At 63.3% G+C, this 24,154-nt stretch carries 25 protein-coding genes; 11 read left to right on the forward strand and 14 right to left on the reverse strand.

The window, feature by feature from the left end; all coding sequences use genetic code 11:
* The first annotated feature begins 34 nt into the window (after positions 1 to 34).
* Both AC1XDK_RS03585 and AC1XDK_RS03590 read left to right on the forward strand, forming a co-directional pair.
* Positions 35 to 532 carry a hypothetical protein gene (locus AC1XDK_RS03585; protein WP_483348394.1) on the forward strand — a complete coding sequence of 166 codons (498 nt, stop codon included), beginning with the start codon at positions 35 to 37 and terminating at the stop codon, positions 530 to 532.
* Between the two features lie 281 nt (positions 533 to 813).
* Positions 814 to 1,284 (forward strand): DUF7384 family protein, encoded by a 471-nt coding sequence (locus tag AC1XDK_RS03590; RefSeq protein WP_483348395.1) that lies wholly within the window; start codon positions 814 to 816, stop codon positions 1,282 to 1,284.
* A 27-nt stretch (positions 1,285 to 1,311) separates the two neighbouring features.
* Here the strand turns inward: AC1XDK_RS03590 and AC1XDK_RS03595 are convergent, their stop codons facing one another.
* From AC1XDK_RS03595 to AC1XDK_RS03640, 10 genes are all read right to left on the reverse strand, one after another.
* Positions 1,312 to 1,848, reverse strand: a complete 537-nt coding sequence (locus AC1XDK_RS03595; protein WP_483348396.1) for an XTP/dITP diphosphatase — start codon at positions 1,846 to 1,848, stop codon at positions 1,312 to 1,314.
* 39 nt (positions 1,849 to 1,887) lie between these two features.
* Complete coding sequence (locus tag AC1XDK_RS03600; protein WP_483348397.1) at positions 1,888 to 2,160, reverse strand: DUF5808 domain-containing protein; 273 nt, start codon at positions 2,158 to 2,160, stop codon at positions 1,888 to 1,890.
* A gap of 312 nt (positions 2,161 to 2,472) precedes the next feature.
* Positions 2,473 to 4,092, reverse strand: coding sequence for a bifunctional N(6)-L-threonylcarbamoyladenine synthase/serine/threonine protein kinase (locus AC1XDK_RS03605; protein ID WP_483348398.1), 1,620 nt, complete (start codon positions 4,090 to 4,092; stop codon positions 2,473 to 2,475).
* On the reverse strand, positions 4,093 to 4,227 hold the full coding sequence (locus AC1XDK_RS03610; protein ID WP_007976639.1) for a 30S ribosomal protein S27ae: 135 nt from the start codon (positions 4,225 to 4,227) through the stop codon (positions 4,093 to 4,095).
* Positions 4,227 to 4,550 carry a 30S ribosomal protein S24e gene (locus AC1XDK_RS03615; RefSeq protein WP_483348399.1) on the reverse strand — a complete coding sequence of 108 codons (324 nt, stop codon included), beginning with the start codon at positions 4,548 to 4,550 and terminating at the stop codon, positions 4,227 to 4,229. Before AC1XDK_RS03615 ends, AC1XDK_RS03610 begins: the two co-directional genes overlap by 1 nt.
* A gap of 227 nt (positions 4,551 to 4,777) precedes the next feature.
* Positions 4,778 to 5,323 carry a GTP-dependent dephospho-CoA kinase family protein gene (locus AC1XDK_RS03620; protein WP_483348400.1) on the reverse strand — a complete coding sequence of 182 codons (546 nt, stop codon included), beginning with the start codon at positions 5,321 to 5,323 and terminating at the stop codon, positions 4,778 to 4,780.
* A gap of 4 nt (positions 5,324 to 5,327) precedes the next feature.
* Complete coding sequence (spt4, locus tag AC1XDK_RS03625) at positions 5,328 to 5,525, reverse strand: transcription elongation factor subunit Spt4 (protein ID WP_483348401.1); 198 nt, start codon at positions 5,523 to 5,525, stop codon at positions 5,328 to 5,330.
* A gap of 2 nt (positions 5,526 to 5,527) precedes the next feature.
* On the reverse strand, positions 5,528 to 6,100 hold the full coding sequence (locus tag AC1XDK_RS03630) for a DNA-directed RNA polymerase (RefSeq protein ID WP_483348402.1): 573 nt from the start codon (positions 6,098 to 6,100) through the stop codon (positions 5,528 to 5,530).
* Position 6,101: 1 nt separating this feature from the next.
* Entirely contained in the window at positions 6,102 to 6,479 is a 378-nt protein-coding gene (locus tag AC1XDK_RS03635; RefSeq protein WP_483348403.1) for a PIN domain-containing protein, read from the reverse strand.
* The gene (locus AC1XDK_RS03640) at positions 6,479 to 7,717 is read right to left on the reverse strand and encodes a translation initiation factor IF-2 subunit gamma (RefSeq protein WP_483348404.1); all 1,239 of its coding nucleotides are present in this window, start codon (positions 7,715 to 7,717) and stop codon (positions 6,479 to 6,481) included. The genes AC1XDK_RS03635 and AC1XDK_RS03640 overlap by 1 nt, the downstream gene beginning before the upstream one ends.
* A 146-nt stretch (positions 7,718 to 7,863) precedes the next feature.
* On the opposite strand from AC1XDK_RS03640, the gene AC1XDK_RS03645 reads away from it, so the two are divergent.
* From AC1XDK_RS03645 to AC1XDK_RS03660, 4 genes are all read left to right on the forward strand, one after another.
* Positions 7,864 to 8,775 (forward strand): winged helix-turn-helix domain-containing protein, encoded by a 912-nt coding sequence (locus AC1XDK_RS03645; protein ID WP_483348405.1) that lies wholly within the window; start codon positions 7,864 to 7,866, stop codon positions 8,773 to 8,775.
* A 104-nt stretch (positions 8,776 to 8,879) separates the two neighbouring features.
* Positions 8,880 to 9,146, forward strand: coding sequence for a hypothetical protein (locus tag AC1XDK_RS03650; RefSeq protein WP_483348406.1), 267 nt, complete (start codon positions 8,880 to 8,882; stop codon positions 9,144 to 9,146).
* A gap of 531 nt (positions 9,147 to 9,677) precedes the next feature.
* Positions 9,678 to 10,670, forward strand: coding sequence for a DUF5787 family protein (locus AC1XDK_RS03655; protein ID WP_483348407.1), 993 nt, complete (start codon positions 9,678 to 9,680; stop codon positions 10,668 to 10,670).
* Between the two features lie 68 nt (positions 10,671 to 10,738).
* Positions 10,739 to 12,148, forward strand: a complete 1,410-nt coding sequence (locus AC1XDK_RS03660; protein WP_483348408.1) for an arylsulfotransferase family protein — start codon at positions 10,739 to 10,741, stop codon at positions 12,146 to 12,148.
* On the opposite strand, the gene AC1XDK_RS03665 is transcribed toward AC1XDK_RS03660, so the two are convergent.
* Together AC1XDK_RS03665 and AC1XDK_RS03670 are read right to left on the reverse strand one after the other, a co-directional pair.
* A complete protein-coding gene (locus AC1XDK_RS03665) occupies positions 12,145 to 12,963 on the reverse strand; it encodes an MBL fold metallo-hydrolase (RefSeq protein WP_483348409.1) in 819 nt (272 codons plus the stop codon). The genes AC1XDK_RS03660 and AC1XDK_RS03665 overlap by 4 nt on opposite strands.
* Positions 12,964 to 13,023: 60 nt before the next feature.
* Complete coding sequence (locus tag AC1XDK_RS03670) at positions 13,024 to 14,352, reverse strand: ATP-binding protein (protein ID WP_483348410.1); 1,329 nt, start codon at positions 14,350 to 14,352, stop codon at positions 13,024 to 13,026.
* 206 nt (positions 14,353 to 14,558) lie between these two features.
* On the opposite strand from AC1XDK_RS03670, the gene AC1XDK_RS03675 reads away from it, so the two are divergent.
* Together AC1XDK_RS03675 and AC1XDK_RS03680 are read left to right on the forward strand one after the other, a co-directional pair.
* Positions 14,559 to 15,413 (forward strand): hypothetical protein, encoded by an 855-nt coding sequence (locus AC1XDK_RS03675; RefSeq protein WP_483348411.1) that lies wholly within the window; start codon positions 14,559 to 14,561, stop codon positions 15,411 to 15,413.
* 6 nt (positions 15,414 to 15,419) lie between these two features.
* The gene (locus AC1XDK_RS03680) at positions 15,420 to 16,622 is read left to right on the forward strand and encodes a polysaccharide deacetylase family protein (protein ID WP_483348412.1); all 1,203 of its coding nucleotides are present in this window, start codon (positions 15,420 to 15,422) and stop codon (positions 16,620 to 16,622) included.
* A gap of 7 nt (positions 16,623 to 16,629) precedes the next feature.
* Here the strand turns inward: AC1XDK_RS03680 and AC1XDK_RS03685 are convergent, their stop codons facing one another.
* Positions 16,630 to 18,447 (reverse strand): flippase activity-associated protein Agl23, encoded by a 1,818-nt coding sequence (locus tag AC1XDK_RS03685; RefSeq protein WP_483348413.1) that lies wholly within the window; start codon positions 18,445 to 18,447, stop codon positions 16,630 to 16,632.
* 141 nt (positions 18,448 to 18,588) lie between these two features.
* Between AC1XDK_RS03685 and AC1XDK_RS03690 the strand changes: the two genes are divergently transcribed.
* The 3 genes from AC1XDK_RS03690 (at position 18,589) to AC1XDK_RS03700 (ending at position 22,204) form a co-directional block, all read left to right on the forward strand.
* Positions 18,589 to 19,737: a thiolase family protein gene (locus AC1XDK_RS03690; RefSeq protein WP_483348414.1), complete on the forward strand. Its 1,149-nt coding sequence runs from the start codon at positions 18,589 to 18,591 to the stop codon at positions 19,735 to 19,737.
* A gap of 112 nt (positions 19,738 to 19,849) precedes the next feature.
* Positions 19,850 to 21,466: an ArnT family glycosyltransferase gene (locus AC1XDK_RS03695; RefSeq protein ID WP_483348415.1), complete on the forward strand. Its 1,617-nt coding sequence runs from the start codon at positions 19,850 to 19,852 to the stop codon at positions 21,464 to 21,466.
* A gap of 162 nt (positions 21,467 to 21,628) precedes the next feature.
* A complete protein-coding gene (locus tag AC1XDK_RS03700) occupies positions 21,629 to 22,204 on the forward strand; it encodes a DUF7344 domain-containing protein (protein WP_483348416.1) in 576 nt (191 codons plus the stop codon).
* Here the strand turns inward: AC1XDK_RS03700 and AC1XDK_RS03705 are convergent.
* A complete protein-coding gene (locus AC1XDK_RS03705; protein ID WP_483348417.1) occupies positions 22,170 to 24,047 on the reverse strand; it encodes a cation:proton antiporter domain-containing protein in 1,878 nt (625 codons plus the stop codon). The two genes, AC1XDK_RS03700 and AC1XDK_RS03705, sit on opposite strands and share 35 nt — an antisense overlap.
* Between the last annotated feature and the right edge of the window lie 107 nt (positions 24,048 to 24,154).

Below are 24,154 nucleotides of genomic sequence, written 5' to 3' on the forward strand. Positions count from 1 at the left end.
TAATTTATTAGTGCTTCACGAACGAGGTATCGGTATGCCTTCGAGACGTGACGTGTTAGCGACCCTGTCCGCGTGCGTGGCAGGCGGAAGTCTCGCTGGCTGTTCGGCACTCGGTGCCGCCGGTGGCTACATCGAAAGCAAGGAAATCTCCGGGAAGCGACGTCAAAAGGGAGGATTACACGACGAAACGGTCGTCAGCGTCGGACTGAGCGATTTGGCCGACGACCCCGTCATCACCGTCGCCGAGCAGTGGGCCACGCAGTTCACGGACCCGACCCGGTTGCAGGTCTCCTCGGCGCTTCACGACCGCTTGACGGACGAGTACGAGGAAGTCGGCTACCTCGTCGGCGTGTGCAGCCCCGATTGGTCGAGCGGGTCCGACTCGTTCGGCTGTTACACGGGGACGACACACCGTGACGATTTCAACCGGGCGGAGGTCGGCGACCGCGTGCAAGCCAGCTATTCGAACTCGAACATCGAGATTCGAAGCGTCGAAGGGTCGTGGGTCGCCGACGACGAAAAGCGGTCGTAAGTCGATTCTACAGCCCCCGAATGCCGAATCAGTCGCGTCGGGAGAGCAGGCGTCACCTTTCTCCATCACGCCGATTGCGTCGGTGGGTGAAGCCGTTGCTGGACTGCACCGATGTACCTAATCAAACCGGTGAGAGGGGTCGCGTGCTAAAGGAACATCCACATCAATTTTCCCGCTCGAGACCCCACATCGGACCATGACGTGGCGTGAACTGTTCGACCGGGCGGACGGAACCGAAACCGACCGCGAAACGATTCGACGCACCCTCGCGGAGCGACGCGATGAGTGACCCGAACCCGGCCCGTCTCGTCGTCGACGCCGACGTGCTGGCCGCGGACGTGTTAGTCGGCGGCGACGCCCGCGATGCGATGGACATCGTTCGAGGTCACTCGTGGGTCGAACTCGTCGCCAGCGACGAACTCCTCGACGACGCCGAAGCCGTCATCCGCGAACTTGCGGACGGAGAACTCGCTCGCGACTGGCGGGGAAAAATAGAAGGAACCAGAATCGGAGTCGAACAGACGCCCGGCGACCATCCCGCACTCGCCAGCGCCCACGCCGGAAACGCGGCGCACATCCTCTCCTACGACGATTCGCTGCGAAGCGCGAAAACCGGAACCACGCTTCAGGGCAGGATTTCCGTCAGCGTGAAACGGCCCGACGGGTTCGTGACCCTGTTCGACCCCGAGAGCCTGTACGACGTCGTGGTCGGCGGGGAGTATCCCGGACCGGACGGAGACGTGCGGGATTAGTCGTGGACGACGCGGAGCGAGTCGTCGTTACCGCTCTGCCAACCAATCCGCGAACTTCGCCAGCGCCCGCCCGCGATGGGAGATGGTGTTTTTCTCCTCGGTGCTCATCTCCGCGAGCGTCTTCCCCTCGTGTTCGAAGATGGGGTCGTAGCCGAACCCGCCGTCGCCGCGCGGAGCGACGAGCGTTCCCGGCACCGACCCCGAGAACGTTTCGGCGCTCTCGCCGTCGTAGTAGGCGACGACGCAGCGGAAGTGTGCGCGGCGGTTTTCCTCCCGCTCGGCGAGTTGCCAGACGCGCTCGACGCCGAGCGTGTCCTCGACGTAGGCGGAGTACGGACCGGGGAAGCCACCGACCGCGTCGATGAACAGACCCGCGTCGTCCACGACGATGGGTTCGTCGTTACCGGTCTCCTCGAACGCCTCGCGCGCGCCGTGGAGCGCGATTTCGGCGAGGTCGTCGCTCTGGACCTCCGTGTAGTCGTAGTCGATTTGGCGAACCTCGTCGTCGAGATACTCGCGCGCTTCGCGTACTTTACCGTCGTTGCCGGTGACGAACCGAATCATACGCGAGAGAGGGTCGCGTGGGGAAAAAGAAGCGTCGAATCAGTCGTCGTCGACGATGACTTCGACGGGTTCGTTTTCGGACTCCGTCTCGCCTTCCTTCTCGCTCTCCATCCAGAAGAGGACGCCGGCGACGGCGAGGATGACCCACGAGCGCCAGTTGGCGAGGTTGAGCGTGTAGCCGACGCCGAACGGCTTTTCGACCAACATTCCCTCGCCGGGCTTCCAGTACGAAGAGAGCATGCGCCCCATGCTGGGTCGTTCGAAGTTGTACGGGACTCCAAAGAGCGTTCCGGAGGTTTCCTTGTCGGACATGCGATAGACATGGGTCGCGCCTATTATAGCGTTTGGGGCATTCGATTGGAAGGGTCGGTGGGTGAGTGGGTGGATTGCGTAGACGACGATGGCGAAGAAACGACAGCGACGAGCGCTATTTCTAGGGAACACCCACCCCAACCGCGCCGCGTGTGGACGCGGAAGCGTCCACACGCTCTGTTCTCACTCACCACCCACGGAACCACCGCCCGCTACCGCAGTCAGCAGGACGGACAGGCCGTGGCCTGTCCGTCCGATTTCGTGTCGCAGCGCCGAAAAGCCGGTTGGGAAAATCCTCGTGAAAAATCGCCGTTACTGATACCGGCCGCGGCCTTCGATTTCGCGCAGTTGGTCGAGAACCGCGGTGTCGCCCGCCGCTTCGTAAGCCGACTCGAAGGCTCGCTGGAGTTCCTCGGCGTCGTTCGCGGTGCCTGCGAGACTTTGGCTGAAGACGTGGAGGTCCATCGCGTAGTCCTCCACGTCGTCCGAATAGTAGCCCAAGCCGAAGTCGATGACGTAGGTCCGGTCGGCGGCACACCGGAGGTTCCGCGTGGTCGGGTCGCCGTGGACGATGCCGGTCCGGTGGAGCGTACCGAGATGTCGGCCCACGTCGCGCACCCGGTCGGCGGTGAGTTCGTCCCGCAGGTCGCCGTGGCCGACGTGCTCGAACTCGATTGCCGACTCGGCGAGGTCGATGTCGTAAACGACCGGCGTCGGGACGCCAGCACGCCGCGCGTCGCTGGTGAGGCGCGCTTCGAGCGTCGTCCGTTTCTTGCGGAGCGTCGCGTCGAGCGAAGGGTGACGGTAAGACTTGGGCGTTCGACGCTTCGTCACGCGCTCCGGGCCGATGGAAACCGTCGCTTCCGCGCCGCAAACCTCGTCCTCCTCCGCGGAGCGAAAGGCGTCGTCCGCTTCCGTTCCGCGCCACGTGACGGCCACCTGGTCGGGACGGAAGTTCGAGTTCACCGCCGAATCGGACACCGGAATCGTATCGCTCGCCGCCAACATCTCCGCGCCGAGGACGGCTATCATTCCGGCATTATCGCTCAAAAACCGTGGCTCCGGGGCGTAGAACTTTGCCCCGCGTTGGTCACACATCTCGGCGAGCATCTCGCGAAGGCGCGCGTTGTTTCCGACGCCGCCGCCGAGGACGAGTTCGTCCCGGTCGGTCAACGAGAGGGCGCGTTCTGCAACCTCCGTCAGCATGGCGAAGACGTTCTCCTGCAGGGAGAAACAGACGTCATCGACGGCGTGACCGTCGTCCACGGCCTGCTTCGCCGCGCTCATGATGCCGGAAAACGAGAAGTCCATCCCCTTCACGACGTACGGCATGTCGATGTACTCGCCCTCCTTCGCGGCTTCCTCGACTTTCGGCCCGCCGGGATGCGACCACCCGACGTGGCGAGTGAACTTGTCGATGGCGTTGCCGACACCCGTGTCCATCGTCTCTCCGAGGACCCGGTATCGACCGTTTCGATATCCCAGTACGTGAGCGTTGGCACCGCTCGCATTGAGACATACCGGGGAGTCGAAGCCGGAACGCTGCCGACCGATTTCGAGGTGGGCGACCATGTGGTTCACGCCGATGAGAGGCACGTCCATGGCCTGTGACAGCGCGCGCGCCGCCGTCCCGACGATACGCAAACAGGGTCCGAGTCCCGGCCCTCGGGAGAAGGCGACGGCGTCGATGGGCGACGCCCGTTTGCTCGATGAGCTTTGCTCATCGGCGTCGATGTCGCCGTCCGCTTCAGCGAGAGCCCTCTCTATGACGCGAGGAACCGCGTCGCTCATGTGTTCTGCGGCTTCTCGCGGATGAATGCCGCCACTCTCCGGTTGGTAAGCGTCGGTTTCGATAAAAACGGAATCGGTATTCGAATCATAGACGGACGCGCTAGCCGCCCACGCGGTGCCCTCGACGCCGAGGATTCGCATTTACTTCCACTCGGTGTAGCTGCACTTGCCGCAGTGAAGCCGGTCACCGTGGTCCGCGAGGAACGAGTCGCCACAGCGCGGGCACTGCTCTCGCTCGGTCGTACCGTCGTCGTTGTAGAGTTCGTGTCGCGGCATTATTCAGCCTCCTCGGCTTCGGGTTCGGTCTCGCCTTCGGAGTCGGCCGTGATCTTGTTGCGGTCGAGCATGTAGTCCTGCTCGATGTCGCGGGCGTGCTCGGAGCTGTCGTAGACCTTCGCGTAGCCGACGGTCTTTCGCATACCGAACTTGGTGTTCATCTCGTGAACGACGACTTCGTCGGCGTTCTTGTCGAGTTTCGCCGCGAGGCTGTCGCGGACGGAGAGGCGCGACGGCGTTGCCTCGTCGTGAACGATCTGGAACCGCACTTCGGTCCGGTGGAGCATTGGATTCTGCTCCTGTGAGAGGATTTCGACTTCCATGTGTAACACTCAGTTATAGTGTTCTTCTCCCCGAAGCGTGTAAAAGGATTTCGAAGTGTGCGATTCCACCGGCGGCCGGTCAGCGGGGAAGCCACGGCGAGCGCAGGTCACGATGCGGGAAGTGCCATCGCTCTACTTCTCCACCGTGGACACGGTATTCGATGATTCCGTCGAACAGCGGAGCGAGCCATCGAATAAACCGTTTCGTCTCCCACCGACGGTCCCCGTCAGGCGTCGTAGCCGAGGAGCGAGAACAGACGGTCCGTCTCGCCGTCCATGCGCGCCAATAGGTCTCCGACCTCGGCCTGCAACTCGGGCGTGACCCGCGCGAGAACCATTCCTTCGTCGGGTTGCCCGTAGACGACGCTCGCCCCGATCGGCACCGCGAGGACCGCGGGAAGCGCCGCGAGGTCCTCTTCACCGTCGACCACGAGGACAGTCGGGACTGGCGACTCGACCGACTCCACGAGCGCCCGGAGGAGGTCGTCCGTAAGGACGCCTGCCGGGTTTTCGACCCGAATTTGGCGGGCGTCGTCGCTGACCGCGTTTCGAACTTCGGGGTCGACGCGCTCGCGTTTCGTGATTCCGTCGACCAACGCGACGTCGGGCGTGACGCCGACCGATTCGAGGTGATAGGTGACGACGTCGCCGACCGCGACGAGCGGTCCGTCAGCCGATTCGAGCAGTCGCTCGGCGTCGGTGAAAATCGGTCCGAGTGGCTCCTTTAGCTCACCGCGTAACGCACGCGGAAGCGAGACGACGGTTTCTGACACGTCCCTATCTGACTTTCAGCGCGTAGCTTCCCGGCTTCGTGACTTCCATCTCCCGCCCGATTTCGCTCTCCTCGGGGTGGGCGATGGAGACGTAGCCGCTCCAGTCCTCGGTGAGGCTGGTGGAGTTGCAGATGGGGCATATCTCTTCGTCCGCTTCGATGACGGCGTGGCAGTCGCGGCAGGCGACTCGGTTGCTTGCCATGGTTATTCACTCTCCGTCGTCGCGTGGCGTTCCTGTCGGTCCTCTTTCAGCCACCCGTGCTTGCCGAGACCGACCTGCTTCGCCGTGAGGCCGATTTTGCTCTCGCGCGGGTTGCGCTCGTCGATGCTCTTCGTGACGATACGCGTTCGAACGGAGTCGCCGACGCCGAGGGCGCGGTTGGACTCACGCGAGGCGAGCGCTTGGCCCTCCTCGTCGAACGCGAGGTACTCGTCGGAAATCTGGGAGACGTGGAGCAGGCCGTCCACCGGTCCGATACCGACGAACGCCCCGAAGTTGACGACTTCGACGACTTCGCCGTCGACGACTTCCTGCATCTGCGGGTCGAACGTCAACGCGTCGAACTCCGCTTCGTAGTAGACGCCGGGGCGGTTGGGAAGCACCGCGCCCTCGCCGATATCGTGTACTTCGGTGACGCTGACGACGCTGCCGACGTCCTCGTCCATCCGTCCTTCGAGTTTATCCTGTAGTAACCGCTTCACCAGTCCCGGCGTGACGTCCGCGAGGAACTGGGGCGGTACTTCGACCGTATCCTTCAATCTGGCCCGTTTGTACATGCTATGGTTGAGTGATTGCGAGTTTGTTCTTCCCCCTTATATGAATTACCGGTACGCCAGCGTCGAGCAGGCGCGTCCGAAGGGGTGCGTCGTTCGTGACGACGAAGTCGAACTCGGGTCCGAGTTCGACCAACGCGTCGTCCGCGTACGATTCCTCGTGGTCGACGGTTCGACACCGTGTCGCCAAGTCGGCACCCACACTCGCCGCGGTTGCCTCCTTTCCGTTGCCCCGTGATAGGCCGTCGAGTTCGCTCACGACGGCGCGAGGGGTGACGCATTCGAACCGGCCCAACAGCCGGTCGAGTTCGTCGAACACCCTGACGCCGGATTCGACGGGCATCATGAGGGCACTGGTATCCATGACGACGGTGTGAACCATCAGTTCTCGGTCGTGAGCGTTCCGATGCCGATGAGTCGCCAACGCGCGCCGATACGGCGGTTGATGGCGATTTTCGCCCCTTCGGGTGCGCAGACGGGACGTTTGAGCGAGACTTCACACTCGTCGTCGCGCGCGCTGGTGACGGCACCGACCGTCGTCGCGGTCCCGACGGTCAGCATGAGCGGTTCGCCCGTGCTGATTTCGTCCACGTTCTGCTCGTCCATGCCGACGAGACGGTCGAGCAGGTCGATCTTCATCGTGAACTGCTCCCACGTCGGCGGGAGGCTACCGGGCGTTCCGGCGACCTGTCCGGCGAGCGCGTCACCTTTGGTGAGGCTCGGGTCGAGACCGGTTCCGACGCCGAGGAGTCCACCGGGCGTCACCTCGTCCACCATCTCGCTGCCCGCTTGGAGGGAGCGAACGTCGGTCTGGATCGGTTCCCACTGCGTCTGGCCGCCTTCTTCGACCTCACGTCCGGGGCGAAGTTCGAGTTCGTCGCCCGCGGTGAGCTTTCCCTGCACGAGACTACCGCCGAGGACGCCGCCGGTGAGGTTGTCCCACGTCGTGCCGGGACGGTTGATGTCGAAACTGCGGGCGACGTACATCTGCGGGTCGTCGTTCGGGTTGCGGTCCGGCGTCGGAATCTCTTCCTCGATGGCCTGAATCAGCAGGTCGACGTTGACCTCCTGCTGAGCGCTTATCGGGACGACGGGCGCGTCTTCCGCAACCGTCCCCTCGACGAACTCCTGAATCTGTTCGTAGTTGCGTCGCGCGCGGTCGGGACTGACGAGGTCGATCTTGTTCTGTGCGATGACGATGTTCTCGATGCCGATGATGTCGAGCGCCATCAGGTGCTCTTCCGTCTGGGCCTGCGGAACGTTCTCCGTGGCCGAGACGACGAGCACTGCGCCGTCCATCAGCGATGCTCCCGAGAGCATGGTCGCCATGAGTGTTTCGTGGCCGGGCGCGTCCACGAACGATACTGTACGAATCGGGTCGCTTGCCGAACCGTCGGCGCACGTCTCGTCTACCGTGTAGCACTCCGGTGCATCGACGTCCGGGCACTGCCTGAACGTCGCGTCCGCGTATCCGAGTCTGATGGAAATCCCCCGCTTCATCTCCTCGGAGTGCTGGTCGGTCCATTCGCCGGAAAGCGCCTGCACGAGCGTTGTCTTTCCGTGATCTACGTGGCCGACGAGTCCGATGTTCACCTCCGGTTGGTTGTGTGTTCCTGTCAACGTTGACCTCCTGAAGTAATTTGTCGTAGATTCGGCCCGAACGACTGATAAACCTACTGTTCTCGTATCGCGCGCGCTCCTGACAGGAACGTTACAAAAATGTAATTCAGGTAACGTTTTATCTGCCTACCGATACTATTACCGGTATGAGCAGCGATACCGGATTACAGGAGTGTGAGGACTGTCTCGCTCCGGCAGAGGCGTTCTCGGTCATCGCCAACGAGACGCGCCTCTCGATTTTGGAGGCGCTCTGGCAGGCCCCGGAGCGGCCGGTCGGCTTCTCGGAACTGCGCAAACAGGTCGGGATGCGCGACAGCGCGCAGTTCAACTACCACCTGAAGCAGTTGACCGACCACTTCGTCGTCCGAACCGACGCGGGCTACGACTTCCGACAGGCCGGGAAGAAGGTCGTGAGCGCGGTACTCGCCGGGTCGTTCAACGAACATCCGCACCTCGACCCCATCGAACTCGACGAGACGTGCGTGGACTGCGACGCCCACCTCCGGGCGGCCTACGAGGAGGAGACCCTGACCGTCGCCTGCCCGGACTGTGGCAAAGCCCACGGCAACTACCCGTTCCCGCCCGGCGGCCTGAACGACCGAACGGACGCCGAAATCATGGACGCGTTCAACCAGCGCGTGCGTCACCTCCACTGCCTCGCCGCCGACGGCGTCTGCCCGGAGTGCAACGGCCGAATGGAGACGACGGTGAGTCGCGACACCGAGGAGGTCCTCGGCACGAAGGTTCGGGTGGACCACGAGTGTGCACAGTGCCATCACCGACTCCACTCGACGGCGGGACTGTCGCTGCTCGACCAGTCGCAGGTCGTCACGTTCTACAGTGACCACGGTATCGACCTCTGTACGAAACCGTTCTGGGCGCTCCCGTGGTGCGTGGACGACGGAAACACGACGGTTCAGTCGGAGGACCCGTGGCGAATCCACGTCTCGATTTCGCTCGACGACGAAGCGCTCGACGTGACCCTCGACGGCGACATGACCGTGGTCGAAATCGACCGCACTCGAACCTCTTCCGCCGACGCCAAGGGCACCGTCTGACAGTTAGATTACAGGAGCGCGTTTCAGTAACGCATCCTACAGAAGTGTTCTTCAGCTAACAGTTTTGTCGGTGTCTCCCCTCTGTTCACCTGAGGAGAGCCCCCATGAAGTACGAAGCAATCCCCGGACTCGCCGAACCGACTCCCGGAAACGACATCGTTCGCCGAGCGCTCGCCACCCTGTTGATTCTCGCAATCGGTATCGCGAGCGCCCTCGCGGTCGGCACCGCGTTCGTCTACGGGGTCGAGGCAATCGGAGCGAACGTCCCGGTGATACTCCTCGGTTGGGCCGCCAGCATCGGCATCGCGTTCGCCCTCCCGTTCCTCGTCGTCCGCGTCGTGACCGCGGCCCTCACCGCGTTTCGACTCTGAGACGATTCGTCGAACAGTTCCGTTTTCGATTAGTTTCGGACGCTATTTCTTTCCCGTGCAGTTCGCTATCGGTTTTCGATGTCGTCCCTATCGCGTCGATGGAGTCCCCGAACGCCCCCGCCACGCCCACCACCTGTTGTAGTTGAGAGTTCCAGTAGCGGTGATTCAGTTGCACAGACTTCGAAAGCCCCCGCCACGCTCGCGGTCGCGCGCCGAGAGCGGGCGGCCCCTTTCATCCCCGCGAGAAACGAACGGGGAGTTGAAAGACTCCGTCTTTCAGAAGTCCACCCAGACACCGCGACCGCACAGCACCGCGACAGCCACACCCTCCCTACCCGATTCCGTTCCTCACTCCGTTGCGGTACTCATCCCTCGCACGCTACAGCGAGAGGACGCGACCGAGAGTGGCCGCGTCCTCTCGCCAGCACGCGCCACGGTGATTGTTTGGTATTCAGGAAGCCAAACGAACGAAACACCCCCGATTCCACCCCTCCCGCGGCTTTTTTGCCGACCGAATCCCTCTGGGGAGTCGTGCGAGAGTTTCCGTTCGAGTTGGCGTTGTGCGCCCATTTAGAAGCGACGACCGGGGACGTTATCGCCCGGCAGGTCGGCGCTGGCGTCCACGCGCCCTCGAATCGAATCATCGACGTGCTGTGCGTCGAACCCGGCCCGGACTTCGACGCTCGGACGAAACTCACGGCGGAGCGGATTCCCGACGCGGCAATCGAGAGCGACGTCGGCGTCGGGGAAGCGCGCTACTGGCGAGACGCCTTCGACACGTCGCCCGAGTACGCCCGGGAGGTGGTCGAGCGGGCGGTCGAAATCGGCTTCTTCGAACGCGAGCGACGGGGCGGGCGGGAGTACGTCCGGCAGGTCGCCCGCTATCCCGACTGGTTCGGGCGACTGGTGGGCATCGAGAACAAACCCGACCTCTCGGACCCCGGCGACCTCGAAACGCAACTCCGCAAGGACGTGAGCCTCGGCCTCGTGGACGAGGTGATTCTGGCGACCGAGAGCTACGTCACGGGGGCACACCTGAACCGCATCCCCGAAGAGGTCGGCGTCTGGCGCTTCCACGGCGAAGAGGTAGGACGTGGAGGAGAGGAAAGCGGGGGAGAAGTCGAAGTGATTCGCGAGCCGACGCCGCTCGACACGAACGAGGCGGGGACGGAACTCATCGAGGAGCGCGTCGGCCGAACGGACGTTCGCGTTGCGAGCGCGAAGCAAAAAGCCGAACGGCGGCGGCGCATGGCGGAGCGTGCCTACGGAAAGGGCTGGCGGACGTACGATTTCCCCGCCTGTGGCGAAATCGAACCGCGTTCCGGCGCGCTCCCGTACTGTCACTGGAAGGGGCAGGTCGTCAACCCCGCACGCTGTGGAAACGACTGTCCGGGACACGACCCCGCCGACGCGCCGGCGGTCGATACCGATACGGAGCGAGACGCCCGGACGCCGTGGGTTGGCGAGCCGACAGGACGGACGCGTCGGCAGGTCGGACTCGACAGATTCGGCCGAGACATGTAAAATACAACCCGTTTCCGTCGGGGCGTGAAGTGTAAACATACATGAACCGGGGTCAAGAATGAGGGTGTATGCAAACGCCCTCCCGGCGGCAGTCGTTGGCCGTCGGCGCGATACTCCTGTGTTGTCTCTCCTTGTTCGCACCGACGCTCGCCGCGCAGTCGAACGGACAGGGAAGCGCTGCGGATAACGGAAGCGTCGCCGATAACCCGTGTGTCGGAACCATCACCGGCCCTGCGAACGGAACGACCGTCGTCGCCGTACAGGGCTACTCGTGGGTGGACGGCGGACAGAAGCGGGAAGCGAAACTCGTCGCAATCGGCCCGGACGGCACCGTAAAGTGGGTCCACCACACCGGCGAACACGGCATGGTCTGGGGCTACGACGTGGACCCGATGCCGAACGGCAACCTGTTCGTCACCGGGACGACGCAGGGGAAGACGGTCGTTTACGAGTTCAACCCTCGAACGCAGGAACACGTCTGGAAGGAGACGCTCCCTATCGAGGACACCCACGACGTCGACCTCATCAACAACGGGACGCAACTCCTCGTCGCCAACCTGCGCAACTACAACGAGGAGAAGGGGCGCAACGACGACAGCATCTTCGTCTACGACCTCCAGAAGGACGAGGTGGTCTGGCGCTGGTTCTTCCGCGACCACTACGATTCGAGCGTCGGCGGGAACTACACGAAAGACTGGACGCACGTCAACGACGTGGACAAGATCGGACCGGGCGAGTATCTCGCCTCGCCGCGCAACCTCGACCAAGCCATCGTCATCAACCGCTCGACAGGGAACATCGACATGCAACTCGGGTCCTACGGCGAAAAGGACGTCCTCGACAAGCAGCACAACCCCGACTACTTGGAGAGCGAGGACGGTACTCCGACGCTCCTCGTCGCCGACTCCGAGAACAACCGCATCGTCGAGTACGAGAAGGAGGGCGACGGGTGGAACCGAACGTGGTCGATGGGCAAAGGCGACGACCTCTCGTGGCCGCGCGATTCGGACCGGCTCTCGAACGGAAACACCCTCATCGGCGACTCGAAACACGAGCGGGTGTTGGAAGTCACCCCGAAAGGGAAGGTCGTCTGGGAGTTCTACACGCCGTGGCTCGTCTACGACGTGGCGCGCATCCCCAACGAACGGGCCGAAAGCCCGACCATCGCCGACCAGAACGCCACCGGAAGCTACGCGTTCAAGGGAGCCACCCAGAAGTACGACGCGGAGTCGATGAAGCAGTGTAACGCCTACCTCAACTCCATCGACGGGTGGGCCGACGGGCAGAAACCGGCCGACACGACCACCGAGAACGGTTCGGGAGTGCAGGACAACGACGAGCGCAACAACGGAAGCCTTGGCGGAACGGACGGCAATTCCGGCGACTCCACCACGTCGCTTCCCGGGTTCAACGTCGTCGTTGCACTCGTCAGCCTCCTCGCCGCGATGATGCTGTTGGTCTCCGACCAGCGGGACTAAATCCGGTACTGCTCGCCGTCCACTGCCAACGGCTCCTCGAAGGCCTCTTCTTCGGAATAGAAGTGCGACACGTGTACTAATCTCGTTATCTCCGCGTCCAGTTCGTCGGCCAGCGAGAGCGCCCCTTCGCGCGTCATGTGTTTGTACCCGAAGGTGCGCGGAACGCCGTCGTCGGTGTGATGGCGGCCACCCGCGGGATGGTACTCACAGAGCGACGCGGGGACGATGGCGTCGGCCAAAAAGAGGTCGGCACCCGACAGGGCCTCCCGAGACGCGTCGGGAATCGAATAGCCCGTGTCGCCCGTCAGCGCGAGTTTCGAACCGTCTTTCTCCACGACGACGCCGTAACAGACAAGCGGCGGGTGTTCGACCGGGACGAACGTCACGTCGAACCCGCAGGCCGAAAACGACACGAGGGGTTCTCTGTCGTGGACCGTGATTTGGTCGAGGTAGTCGAACTTGTCCCGAATCGTGTCGGCGACGCTCTCGCCCGTCTTCGGGTCGGTTTCGTCCGTCGCGTGAACGGGCAACGAATCGAACAGTCGATAGGCGTTCCCCAACCCGTCGAGGTGGTCGAAGTGGATGTGCGTGATGAGTATCTCGTCGGGCAGCGAGACGTCGTTATCGAGAAACTGCGAGCGAAAATCCGGACTGGCGTCGATGAGGAGACACTCGTCCGTCTCCTCGTTGCGGACGTGAACCGAGAACCGCGAACGCTCCACGCCGCGGTCCCGCGCCTCGCAGCAGGTGTCACAATCACAGCCGACCGTTGGGGTGCCCGTCGTGTCGCCGGTCCCCAGGAGGGTGACTTCCATCGGTACAAGATGAACGGTGACGGACGCTAAATGTCCCGGTCCGTCAACATCCGGGGAGGGTCAGTGGTCGTGGGAGTGACCGCTGATATCGCCACCGGCGACGAGCGCGTCGTGGTCGCCGTCTATCATGTCCATGTCCTTCAAGTGGTCGCGCTCCTCGAAGTCCTGAATCGCGTAATGGAGGTCCTCCTGTGTGAGTTCCGTCCGTTCTTCCGTGAGCGCTTCGAGGACCGCCTCGCGGAGGACTAACCGCAGGTCGCTCCCGGTGAGACCCTCGGTCATCTCCGCGATTTCGTCGGGGTCGAAGTCGGCGATGCGCATCCGCCGGGTGATGACCCGAAGGATGTCCGAACGCATCCCCTCGTCCGGTTTCGGGAAGTTCAGGATGTCGTCGAAGCGTCGCCACGCCGCCGCGTCGAGTTGGTCGGGGTGGTTGGTCGCACCGATGAGCAACACGTCGTCATCGATGAGCGAGATGTTGTCGATGCTCTTGAGGAGGGTGTTGACGGCGCGTTTGATGGCCGCATGTTCGTCGCTCCGGCGGGTTTTCGCCACGAAGTCGAACTCGTCCATGAAGAGGATACACGGCGAGAGCCGCTTTGCAACCTCGAACACCTTCTCGACGTTCTTGGCCGTCTCGCCGAGATACTGGCTGGTTATCATCGACAGTTTCACTTCCACGAACGGGAGGTCCAAGTCGTAGCCCAACGCCCGTGCGGTCGAGGTTTTCGCCGTTCCCGGCGGTCCGACGAAGAGGAGTTTCCCGATTTCGCGCAGGCCGATTTGGGCCAAATATTCGCGGTGCTCGATGGCCTTTACGATTTTGTGGATTTCGGCCTCCTGGTCCTCCGTGAGGACGAGGTCGTTGAGCGTCAGTTCGACCTCCTCGGGTGCGTGGATGTCCACGAGGTCGAGCATGCTCTCCCCGTCCTCGTCTTCGTCCTCGTCGAAGTGTTCTTCGAGCAGGCTGTCTATCCACGCCCGGTCGGACTGTACCGGCCGGTTCACTTCGCGGACCTCCTCGTAGGATACGTCCACATCGTCGTAGTCCGAAAGCGCGTAGGCGAGCGTCGGGTTCGCGGCGATTCGCTCCTCGTCGCGGTCCACGAACCACTCCTCCGCCATCTCCTGTTGGGTTATCTCGATACTTCCCGAGAACGTGTCCCGGTCGGTGAACATCAGTTCGGAAACCGCTTCCCACGGTTGGTCGAGTTCGGTCGCCTCGCGCGCCGTCTCGACGGTCGTTCGAAGCGGTCGCTCTATCGTTCCGTCGTGCCAGAACACCTGCCGAATCTTCGGTGGCAGGTCGTTTTCGTCCAGATTTCGGTTCTCGCTGTAGATCTGTGCAGTGAGCAAGAACTCGATTACGTCCAGCGCCCCGCTGTTCATTCTCCCGTGGGTAATCACGGGAGAATCTTAAGCGCGTCGGACTAGTCTACGAGGAAAATACCACACTTCACTGCATTTCAATCAGTTCTCTTCGCCGTTCAATTCAGCGTGAGCATCGTTTACGACGCGTATGAATCCGTTCAGACAGACCCTACCGCTCCTGTATTATTGATAGATTGCTCGTAACAAAGTGATGGCGTATCGGAATGACAGTCGAAGCCATGCAACTGTCAGGATTCAATTTATCGGATTACGAACGAATACTGGACGCCGGGTTGGACGCTGGGTACCGGTTTTACACTCTAGCCGACTACCTCGAAGCGGACTCAGTGGACGAACCCTACGTCGTCCTGCGACACGACGTCGACCGGCGGGTCGGAAACGCCGTCGCGTTGGCGTCCGTCGAAGCCGACCGGGACGTCGAAGCGACGTACTACTTCAGGACGAACACCTTCTCCCCCGACGTCGCCCGGCGGATAGAATCGATGGGACACGAGGTCGGCTACCACTACGAGGACCTCGCGAAAACCCGAGGGGACGTGGAGGAATCCCATCGACGGTTCGGGACGAACCTCGAATCGTTCCGTGAACACGTGGACATCCGAACGGCGTGTGCGCACGGGAGTCCGCTCTCCCCGCACCTCAACACGGAGATGTGGAAGGACGCACGGACGACCGCGGATCACGGATTGGTCGGCGAGGCGTACAGCGCGTTGGAGTTCGATTCACGTGGGGAGTCCGACCTCCTTTACCTCTCGGATACAGGGCGGGACTGGGACGCGACGATGTCCGATTTCGGGGCGATTCGGTCGACGGACGACGTCGTGGAAGCGCTCGAATCTCGGACGTGTTCGTCGCTGTACGTCCTCGCACATCCGAGCAGGTGGGCGGTTTCCCCGGTGCAGACGATAGAACGGCCCTGTTGGGATATCGCCGCCGAAGCCGCAAAGGTCGCCGCGAGTGGCGCACACTCGGCCCAACGAGCGAGCGGCCAACTCGCGGAAGGTACCCGCGCAGCACGGGCGATTCGTTCGGTCGTGACTCGGGTTTCACGGGAGTGATTGGCGATGCCAGATTCAACCATCACGACGACGCGCCGAGGGGCGCTCCGAACGGTCGGACTCGCCATCGGCGGCACGGCGTTCGTCGGCCAAGCCACTGGGGCCGCCGCGACGTCGAACGGGAAACTGGTGTTCACCTACGACGACGGTCCCTCCGACGACTACACGCAGGCGTACCGCAAAGCACACCGGAAGGAGGGCGTCCCGGGATGTTCCGCCGTTCCGTCGGCGAGCGTGGGGACGAAGGACAACCTCAGCGCGGCCCAACTCAGGGAGTTGGAGGGCGCCGGATGGGAGATCATGTCCCACAGCGTTCACCACCGCGCGCTGACGAACATCGCGGTGACGAGCGACGTGTCTCCCGAGGACGAAAAGCTCCGCGTCGAGACGAACCTGCACGGAAAACTGCCGGGCGACGAACTGCTCGTCAGCGATGGGTCGAAGTCCGCCACGGTCACGGTCGCAGGAAAGGGGTCCGACGGCGAGGGGGAGTACGTCGAACTCGAATCGAGCGTCGGAACGTCGTTTTCGGCGAGCGACGGCGTCACCGAGCGTTACACCGACGAGATACTCCGTTCCGCGCTCGGGAAGTCGAAGAGACAACTGGAAGGATACGGCGTGACCGTCACGAACATCGTGATGCCGTATGGCGGCTACGGCCCTCGGACGCAGGAACTCGTCGGCGAGTACTACACCGCCGTCGCGAACGGTGGGCGAGCCATCGGTGGTCGCGGTCAAGTTCAGAAACTGGAGGACGTCACCCTTCCGCACCTTTCGCGGGCGATGTTTCGGCAGGGGGAGATGACCGAGACGGAACTCGGGACGTTTCTCGATTCCGTGGCCGACGAGGACGCGCTGGGAATCCTCGGGGGCCACAGTTGGTGGCGGGAACGACTTCCTGCCAGTCGGATTCGAACGGCCATTCGGATGGCGAAGGACCGAAACATCGACATCGTCACGCTTCGGGACGCGCTCTCGGAAACGAAAGCGGCGGGGACGACGGCTACGAAGGAGACGGCCACGAAGACGACGCGAGGGACGAACGACGCGCGCGCCGAGACGAACACGACGGACGGAGTCGCGGCCGGAGCGGGGAACACTCAGACGGCGGAAGAAACGACGAACGGGACCGGACAACCCGGTTTTGGCGTGTTATCCGCATTGGTGGGTGCCGGAAGCGCCGCCGCGTGGAAGCTTCGGAAAAAGTAGGCGGTGATTACGCGGCCGAATCGTCGAGGCTGTCCTGCTGCACGTAAATGACGATGGTGCTGACGGTACACCCGCTGTCGAAGCCGAAGCGCTGGAACTCGTACCGCGTGTATCCCGACATATAGCCCTCGATGTCCTCCGACGTGCTGTCCTGGCTGGAACAGGTGGAGACGTTGGCGGGGGCGATGACTATCGGCGGTTTGTCGCCGCCGAGCGCGGCGGGGTTCGTCGTGCTGTTGATGTCCGCGTCGGCGGTTTCGAGGTACCACGCGAGCGGGAGACGGGCGAACCACCCGTCGCCGCCCTCCCCTCCTTTGACCGGATACACGTCGTCTGCGGCCTCGTTCGGCGAGTAGAACTCGCTTCCGTAGAACAGCACGTCGGTCCCCTCGTTCTCGCGTGAGATGCGCTGGAGGTCGTGGAGGAGCGGCTTCGCATCGGTCGAGGAGGACTGGGCGTACTGGACGAACTGGTTGTCCGGGCTCTGTGGGTTCTGATAGGACGTGCTGTAGGCCGTCGGGACGACGGAACCGACGATGAGCAGGAGGAGAACCGCGGCGGCGGCGAGGCTCACGTCGTCGTGGTCCTCGTACGCTTCCCATCCCCAGCGGAAGATCAGCGCGAGGCCGACGGCCGCCGGGAACGCGAGCGGGACGATGGCGTGGACGGTCGCCCATCCCGCCTTGATGTCCATCACGAGGGGATAGCCGAGGATGCTGACGACGCCCCAGTAGAAGCCGAGTGAGACGATGTCCCGCGGGCGGTCGCCGGAGTAGCGGTCGACGATGAAGCCCACGACGGCGAGGATGCAGAGCGCGAGCGCGCCCACTTTCAGCGACGTGAGGAAGTGATCGAGATACGGGAGATAGGAGTGGTCGGAGTGGTGTTGCCATCCGAGAAACTGGTTCCCCGCCTTGATGGTCGCGGCGGTGAACACCTCCGGAATCATCGACGGTTGCGAGAGGGACTTCCAGAGGCCCGGACCGGGTTGGCTCTGGGAACGCGGTGCGTAGAAATACACGATGATGGCGAGCGCTTCGACGGCCGCGAGGAGTGCGATACCGAGTCCTTTGAGAATCGAGATTACGACGGCGGTGTCCCGCTCGAACAGTCGAACCGCACCGGTTCGGACACGCGAGGGAATCGCCGCACCGATACCCTCGTTGCCGACGCGCCGAAGCATGAGGCGGTGGTCGTAGAGCAGAACCGCTCCACCCGCCCAACAGGCCGCATACAGGAGGGCGTTCTCCTTCATCGTGAACCCGAGCGTGAAACACGCGACGGCCGCGAAGACGTAGCGGAGGCGTCGGGTGTCGAAGTAGCGGACGACGAACCCGAGCGCGAACACCATCACGGCCGCGAGCATCACGTCGTTGCGCATGAACCGCGAGTAGTAGAGGAGGAGGGGGTTCGTGGCGAAGAGGAAGGCGAGTGCGACCGTTTCGGACGCCCTGAGTCGCTTCCGGAACAGGAGCGCCGCGAGCGGGAGGAGACCACCGATGAGCGCGACGATGAGTCGCATCGTGAAGTCGTTCGCGCCGAACAGCGCGAACACGATGGAGTCCATCTGCAACAGGAACGGACCGTGAATGATGCGGCGGTAGTACCAGACACCGTTCTTCATGAACGCGTAACTCCAGTAGGCCACGCGGGATTCGTCCTGATGGGCTACTCGCGTGCCGAGGTTTACGAGGCGAAGTGCGAGTCCGAACACCGTGATTAGGACGACTAATGGAACCGGTTCGAGCAGTCGGTGGAGGAGGCTCGATTCGTCGCTCGACGTGAGGGGGCGAGTACGCTTCTGGGCGGTGTCAGAACCTTGCATCGTCGGATAGTATAGACGATATGGAATGGGTCCGGCCAAATAGTTTCTGAAGGCCCCCGATGGTCAATAAACTTACAAACTGTTTCTCATTTACTCCGAGTTCTACGGCCACTTAAGGTCCACGAGCGAGAATCGTGAGCTATGGAGAACGATACCACACCGGTCATTGCGAAGGCAGTTCGGACCCCACAGGGCAAAGAGGGTGGCGTGTACGCGGACGTTCGAAGCGAGGACCTCTCGATTCCGCTCGTGAACACGGTTCTGTCCGAGACGGGGTTGACGAGCGACCACGTGGACGACCTCATGTGGGGGGTCGCCCAACAGCGCGGCGAGCAGGACAACAACGTCGCACGCGTCATCTCGCTCCTTTCGGACCTCGGCGAAGGCGTCCCCGCAACGAGCATCAACCGCTGGTGTGCGTCCTCGATGCAGGCGCTCATCAGCGCGAGCGACGCGATTCGGGCGGGGCAGCGCACGGCCATCATCGCGGGCGGCGTCGAGAACATGTCCCGCGTCCCGATGAGCGGCGGTTACGAAGGTCAAAGCATCCACCCGCGGATGTCCGAGGAGTACAACCTCCCCGAACTCCAGATGGGGATGACCGGCGAGAAGGTCGCGCAGGAGTTCGAAGTCTCCCGCGAGGACCAAGACGAGTACGCGCTCCGAAGCCACCAGCGCGCCGCCGATGCGACGGACTCCGGGCGATTCGACGACGAACTCGTCCCCATCGAAACCGAGGAGGGTCTGGTCGAGGCGGACGAAGGAATCCGCCCCGACACGAGCATGGAAGCCCTGCAGGGCCTCCCGAGCGTGTTCAAGGCCGACGGCACCGTGACGCCGGGCAACGCCTCCCAGATTTCCGACGGCGCGGCGGCGCTCCTCGTCACGAGCGAGGCGTTCGCGGAGGACCACGGCCTCGACGTGCTGGCGACCGTCGGCGACAACAACGTCGCGGGCGTGGACCCGACGATAATGGGCGTCGGCCCCGTCCCGGCCACGAAGGGCCTGCTGGAGCGCATGGGCGAGAGCATCGACGATTTCGACCTCGTGGAACTGAACGAGGCGTTCGCCAGCCAGACGCTCTATAGCCAGCGCGAACTCGGCGTCCCGGACGAGAAGTTCAACGTCAACGGCGGCGCTATCGCCATCGGCCACCCGCTCGGTGCCTCCGGCGCGCGCCTCCCCGTGACGCTCGTCCACGAGATGCAAAAGCGCGACGCGAAAAAGGGCCTCGCCACGCTCTGTGTCGGCTTTGGCCAAGGCGCGGCGATTACGTTGAAGCGCGAGTAATCACCGCGAATCGGAGATTCGCGGGGGCGACGAGTGACTAACTCGTTTTCTGGCGTTCCATCCACTGACATCGGGCCATAGAATAATTACGCCGTGCGTCGAGTTCTCGGACGTGTCCCGAAGTCGTCCCTCCTCCGCAACGCTCGCGTGGATGGTTCCCGCGCTCCTCGCCAGCCTCGTCGTTTTTGCCGCGTATCTGCTGACCCACCCGTATCCCGCCACCGGCGGCGGCCTGTACCTCGCGATGGCCGACGCGATACGCGACAACGGCTACCGCCTTCCGGCGCGAGTTCCGCGGTACACGACGAACGGAATCCCCTTCGGCTACCCGCCGCTCGCGTTTTACGTCGTCGCATTCATCCGCGATTTCTTCGGCGTCGGCCCGCTGGCACTGACGCGCTTTTTCCCCGGCGTCGTCACCGTTCTGACCGTGGTTCCGGCGTTCTTTCTCGGACGCGAGGTGTTCGCCGGGGACCCCGACAGAAACCGACGTGCGGGACTCGCGGCGCTCGTCGTCGCGGTCAGTCCCGCCGTGTTCAAGTGGCACCTCTCGGCGGGCGGCATCGTCCGCGCTCCCGCGTACCTGTTCACCGTGACGGGGTTGTACGTCGGCCTGCGACTGTTTCGGACGCCGGAGAAACCGGTTCGGTGGACCGTTGCGGGGATGGTCCTGTTCGGCCTGACGATTCTCACCCATCCGTCGTACCCCATCTTCTTCGGGACGAGCTATCTGGTCTTCTTCGCCGTCTTCGACCGTTCGCCTGACGGACTGAAGCGCGGCGCGTTCGTCGCGGCGGGTGGCTTGCTCCTCGCGGTTCCGTGGTGGGGTCACATCGCCGCCGTCCACGGCATCGGCCTCCTCACCCGAACCGCCGGGTCGCGCCTCGGAATCGGGCAGGGAATCTTCTGGTTCCCCTCGAAGTTCCTCTACGCCCGCCGGACGCGGTTTCTGCCCGTCTGGCACGTCCTCACGCTCGTCGGCGTGGTCGCGCTGGCGGTGCGGAAACGCTACTTCCTCCCGGTCTGGTTCACCGCGACCGTCGTGATGTTTCCCAAGCCGCGGTTTCTCATGCTCGTCGGCGCGTTCGTCGTCGCCGCCGTGATGTTCGATTGGCTGCCCAGCGTCGGAGAAGTGGCGTTGGAGCGGGACGAAATCTCGACGGACGGAGGGCGGTTGCCGCGCCTTTCGCTCGTCTTACTCCTCCTGCTCTCGACCTACGGCGTGGCGACCGGCGGCCTCTACGCCGCGAACTACGGACCCGTTCCCGAACGCCCGCTCCACCGACTCCAGCAGGACCCGCTTCCGTCGTACGTCGACGGCGACGACATGGCCGCGATGCGGTGGATACGGAATCGAACCCCGCAGGACGCGACGGTCCTCGTCGCTGGCGACGCCGCGGAGTGGTTCCCCGTGTTCGCCCATCGAACCGTCGTCGCTTCCCCGTGGGGGGCCGAATGGCTGCCGCCCGAGGAGCGCGAACGCCAAATCACCCTGTACCGCAACAGTTCGACCTGTGCGTCGGCCAGTTGCATCCGCGAGATACTCGCTCGGGACGACGTGTCACCCGATTACGTCTACCTCACCCGCGAAGGAACTCGCAGTTGGATAGCCCGCGAAACGCTGAGTCGGACGCAGTGGACGGAGATGCTGGACCGATTCGGCGAGTCAAGGGGAACCTCGGTCGTCTTCCGAAATCGGGACGTGGCGGTCGTGAAGGTCGATGGCTGAAGACCGGGGGGTCAGTGCCAAGGATAGAGACCGGCTTTGACTGGTGCTGGTCGGACTTGTTTCTACGGGGAAAAGTTGTAAACGGACGAATATCTTTTTGCGCTCGGCTGTCCAAGGGACGGTAGTGTATCGCACGGCGCTGACGTCCCAAAGCTGTCGAGAATGACCACCGAACCACCGACGGGAGCGGAGGCGATTTCACGCGATACGGCGTTCGAAATCCTCACCAACCCACGGCGTCGGTACGCCCTCTCTTACCTGCGGTCGAAATCGGGGACGGTTTCCATCGGCGAACTCGCCGAAGTGGTCGCCGCGTGGGAACAGGACACCAGTGTCGAACTCGTCTCCTCGAAGGAGCGGAAATCGGTGTACACGTCGCTGTACCAGACCCACCTGCCGAAGATGGCCGACGCGGGTGTCATCGTCTACGACCGCCAACGCGGACAGGTACGGCTCAGCGACACCGCGACCGAACTCGACAAGTTCGTCAATCCGTCGTCGAAGGGGGGAAACTGGAGTCGATACTACCTCGCGTTGGCCGTCATCGGCGGGGTGGTAATCCTCTGTAACCAGATGGGAATGTATCCGTTCACCCTCCTCAACGTCCTCGCGTACGCCGCGTTGCTCCTCGCCGCGTTCGCTCTTCTCTCGGCGGCCAACCTCGAACTCGCACGACGAAATCGAAGTCGAGACGGGGCGTCGTCTATCGGGGATGACACAGCGAGATGGCGTCCCTGACGGCCGACTTGCGCCCGAGGAACGTCACATGGTCGCCATTCTGGAGCGTGAAATCCCTGCTCGGAACCTGCGAGTTCCCGTCCCGCCCGACGAGCGCGATGAGGACGCCGTTCGGCAGTTCGGCGTCCAGCTCGTCGATGGTTTTCCCGATGATGGAGGGTTCGGTTATCTCTATCTCCTGTACGTCCCCGCTCCGTCCGAGTTCCGTCATCCAGTTCGAGAGCGCGGGGCGTTCGATGACGTTGTCGATGGCCCACGCGGTGGCGAGCGACGAGGAGATCGTTCGAACCCCGAGGTCCTCGAAGGCGTCCACGTTGTCCGGGTTGTTCGCCCGGGCGATGATGGTCTCCACGTCGAACTTCGATTCGGCGAGTTGCGCGACGAGGAGGTTCACGTCGTCGTCACCGGTCGCGGCGACGACGATTTTCGCGTTATCCGCCCCGGCGGCCCTGAGAACGTCCGTGTCGGTTCCGTCGCCTTCGTGGACGGTGTATCCCTCCTCGCGGGCGGTCTGCACTATCGTTTCGTCCTGCTCTATCAGCACGACGTTCTCTCCACGGTCTTCGAGGCGTGCGGCGAGCGACCGGCCCACCTTTCCGCCTCCGATGATGAGTACGCGCATTGGAATCACGTTCAGGTGTTCTGCGATGTGTCGAGCGAATCCGCCCTCGAACACGACGGTCACGACGATGACGAGGAAGACGGTACCGATGAGCACCGTCGCCGCCTCGTTCGCGTTCGGAATCACGTCGGCCTCGTTTCGGATGCGAATCGCGAACAGCGTGGCGACCGACGCCGGGATGATGCCCCGTGGGCCGACGAGGCTCATGAACGTCTTTTCGCCCCGCGTGAATCTGCCGCCCGAGGTCGAAGCGAAGACGACCAGCGGCCGGATGACGAACATCACGGCGAGGACGACGACGATACCGCCAACGCCGAGGTCGAACAGGTTGTGGGGTTTCAACTGGGCCGCCAGCGTGATGAACACGAACGAGAGGACGACGAGGGTGATGTCGCCCTTGAACTCCTCTATCTTCTCCTCGTACGGGAGGTTCGCGTTGCCGAGGAGAATTCCCGCCGTCGCGACGGCCGCGATACCTGCTTCCTTGGCGACTATATCGGCGGCGGCGTAGGCTGTCAGCGCGCCGACGAGGATCAGCAGTCGGGAGTTCTGTGGCGCGTTCCCTCGCGAGAGATTGAGGTTGCGGAGGATGTACCAGAGGAGTCCGGCGACGATGAGACCGACGAGGACGCCGGTTCCCAGTCGGCGCACGAACGACGCGAGAAACTCGCCGACGTCGAACGAGTTCGTCCCGGTGAGGACGAGGACTTCGAACATCACCACGGCGAGGATGGCGGCGGTCACGTCGTTCGCGATGCCTTCCGTTTCGAGGGCGGCCCCGACGCGGTCACGCACCGGCACGACCGAGAGAATCGGGGTGATGACCGTCGGGCCGGTCGCCACGAGGAGCGACCCGATGAGCAGGGCGAGGTCCCACGGTTGTCCGAGCGCGTATCGCACGACCACGGCCGTCCCGAGCAACGAGACGAGCGCTCCAATCGTGACGAGACGTATCTGGGCCGACGGTGCCTCCCGGAGTTTGTTCACCTTGAGGTGGAACGCCCCCTCGAAGACGATGATGGCGACGCTCAGGCCGACGATGGACGAGAGCGCGTCGCCGAACGCCGACGGGTCGAGCAGGCCGAGTCCGACCGGGCCGAAGACCACCCCCGCGAAGATGAGAAACAGCACGCTCGGCACCTGAAATCGGTCCGCGAGCACCTGCGAGACGACGCCGAGTCCGATGATGGCGGTGACGACGTACAGCAACTGCGCACTCACTGCTGGCCCTCCATGTATCGGGAAGGAGAGTGTGGACGGGTATTAAATTGCGTGGTATGAATGTGGTACTGCGCGGGGGGAGGAGCGCAATAGAATGGACAATCGTT

The organism is Haladaptatus sp. HS23, assembly GCF_056892285.1.